Annotated in this window: 4 protein-coding genes; all 4 read left to right on the top strand. The window is 55.0% G+C overall.

The genetic code is table 11. From position 1 onward, the window contains the following. A partial coding sequence (locus Q8Q07_04350; GenBank protein MDP3879523.1) for a YifB family Mg chelatase-like AAA ATPase occupies positions 1-1,292 on the top strand: 1,292 nt, incomplete at its 5' end. A gap of 95 nt (positions 1,293-1,387) precedes the next feature. Then, complete coding sequence (locus Q8Q07_04345) at positions 1,388-2,122, top strand: hypothetical protein (protein MDP3879522.1); 735 nt, start codon at positions 1,388-1,390, stop codon at positions 2,120-2,122. Then, a complete protein-coding gene (locus Q8Q07_04340; protein ID MDP3879521.1) occupies positions 2,119-2,376 on the top strand; it encodes a hypothetical protein in 258 nt (85 codons plus the stop codon). The genes Q8Q07_04345 and Q8Q07_04340 overlap by 4 nt, the downstream gene beginning before the upstream one ends. A gap of 2 nt (positions 2,377-2,378) precedes the next feature. Then, positions 2,379-2,871 (top strand): hypothetical protein (locus Q8Q07_04335; GenBank protein MDP3879520.1); only part of this gene is annotated, 493 nt, incomplete at its 3' end.

Here is a 2,871-nt window from a genome sequence, read left to right as displayed (position 1 = left end):
GACCCGCTTATGATTTGCCCATTGCCGTCGGTCTGCTGCTCAGCTCGGAGCAGGTAGCTGCCGACCTTTCGCAAACTCTGCTGCTCGGCGAGCTGTCGCTGGACGGCAGCTTGCGTCATACCCATGGTATCTTACCGATGGTCGCCCTGGCCCGGGAACGGGGATTCTCCGGTGTCATTGTCCCTGATGCCGATGCTAAAGAGGCGTCATTAATTGTGGGCACCAAAATCACCCCCGTCAGTTCACTGGCTCAATTGGTGAGCCATTTACGGGGAGAAATCACCATCCCGGAATACCAGCCGGGCGCAGTTGATGAATATCGTCCGCCGGCTGTCCCAATTACTGACCTGGCTGATATTCGAGGACAGGAACACGCCAAGCGGGCTTTAGAGGTGGCCACGGCGGGGGGACATAATATCATGATGATGGGTCCCCCGGGCAGCGGTAAGACACTGCTGGCACGCTCGCTGCCTTTAATATTACCGCCAATGACCAATGAGGAAGCCATCGAGGTGACCAAGATTTATAGCGTCAGTGGTTTGTTGCCCCCGGATACTCCCCTGGTGAGACAGCGGCCCTTCCGTAGCCCGCACTATACCATCTCTGGCGCTGGTCTGGTGGGCGGCGGACACTACCCCAAGCCGGGCGAAATCAGTCTCAGCCACCGGGGAGTCCTCTTCCTGGACGAGTTTCCCGAGTTCGGGCATGCCCTGCTGGAAACATTACGCCAGCCTCTGGAGGATAAGGTAATTACCATCAGCCGGGCACAGGGCAGCGTCACCTTTCCGGCTAACTTCATGCTGGTGGGAGCGATGAATCCCTGCCCTTGTGGCTACTATGGCGACCCATTCCGGCAATGCACCTGCCCTCCCAGCCTGGTTTCTCGCTATCAGCGGCGTATCAGCGGGCCGCTCATTGACCGTATTGATATCTTTGTCGAGGTGCCCCATGTTGACTACGAGAAGCTGACCGACGAGAGGCTGGGGGAGAAATCAGCCAAGGTTCAAGCCCGGGTCGTGGCGGCTCGCGCCCGACAGCGCCAGCGATTTGACGGCACCAGGCTAGCCTGTAATGCGGAGATGACGCCGACTGAGGTGAGAGAGTTTTGCCGGGTAGAGCCGTCCGCCCAGAGCCTGCTCAAAATGGCGATGAAGCAGCTCTACCTCTCCGCGCGCGCCTTTCACCGCATACTTAAATTAGCCCGAACTATTGCCGACTTAGAAGATAGCGCGCCAATCCAGGCACAGCATCTGGCGGAAGCCATCCAGTATCGACCCCGAAGTATAGTATAAACCCGGCTCTTTCTTTATAATAACCAACTGGCCGGTCGCTTGTCCCGATTACCGGGCTATATTATAATGGTCGTTACTTGGAGGGGGTTGGTTTGGTGAATAATCCGTATCGCAAATTGGGCATGGGGCTGTGTCTGGCGGGTGCTATCTTCGCCCCCATCTCCTATTTTATTATCGCTTCCGTGCCGTTAACGGCGCTCGGTCTTTCCATAATCGTCATCGGTTTTGTCGCTATCGCCCTGGCCAACGCCCGACCTTACCTCTCTCCGGAAGCATGCCAGCTGCTCCTTAAGACCGGGATGGAAAATACGGCGGCTCTCTTAGAAGAACTGGGACTGAGAAACAAGGCAATATATCTACCTTCAGCGATGAGGGGCGGACACCCGCAGGCGCTGATACCACTGGTGGACGGTACGGATATTCAGTGGGTCAAGGGGGTACTTCCGGGGCGGTTAATCGTGAGATACGGGTCCAAGCCCGACGACATGGCTATTGCCGTGACGACACCGGGGAGCATCAATATTGATATGCTGGAGACGATGCCGGGACCAACATCTGATGATATTGAGGCGGCGATAACCTATATCTTGACCGGGGTTCTGGATATCGCCAGTTCCGCTACGGTGAATCTGCGTGATTCCCGGGTGGAGGTCGAGGTTAAAGGCTCAAGATTACATTATGAGGATATCTGGTACTATCGCTGTCTGGGTAGCCCGATTGCCTCGATAGCGGCGGCGATATCCAGTGAAGCCCTGGGCAAACCGGTGAGAATTGAAGAGGAAAGCAACAGTAAGGGCAAGAGCCGGATAATACTCGAGGTGCTGTCTTGAGGATATATAATAAGTATCTCATCTTGCTGGCTATCGCGGCTGGCTTGATAAATACCCTGCTGGCCTTCCTTGGTAGCGATGACCTTCAAATCTATTTCACCGTCAACATCATCGCCTATCTCATTATTACGCTGCTTTATGTTCATCTCAACCCCAGGGCCAGAAGAGCTCTCAGTTCCGTCGGCGTGGGACTATCTGCCGGCTTTATGGTGATGGTCACCATGACAATAATAAAGATTCTATCAGGTCGATGATGTTGCCCAAGAAACTAGGGAATCGAGTCGCCGGAACCATTATCTCGGTGGCGCTATTTTTCACCATCAGCCCGGGGGTATTGGCGGCTGAGTTTCATGAAGACCCGGAGACCGCCGAGGTGATATTTAGCGGTATTTCTTTGTTGCGCTATTATTCTGCTGCTCTGGATTTGGTCTTACAGAAGAATCCTGCCGAAGTTGAAGCCCGACTCCAGAAGTTGCCCCTTGCCAATATCCCCCCGGAGCTGGCAGCGGTAACCGCTAGTTTTGCTGCGTCGAGCATCGGCCTATCTCGGCGGGTAGTGCGAATTGAGCAGTACCAGGCGCAGTTCCGAGCGTTGCTGGCACAATCTCGCCTGGACGAAGCGATTCAGCTGGCGGATGAAATCCTGGCTCAATTGTCTCAGGCAAATAACGAGCTGGATAAGATTGAGGCGGCGACAGTAGTTACTGGTCGGGAGTTAGAGGTATTTTCCGCTCCGCGGCTGAGTGACC

Source organism: Dehalococcoidales bacterium (genome assembly GCA_030698765.1).
Lineage (GTDB): Bacteria > Chloroflexota > Dehalococcoidia > Dehalococcoidales > UBA2162 > JAUYMF01.
Note: the sequence above shows the minus strand (reverse complement) of the source record. Positions and strands in the feature narration are given on the sequence as shown.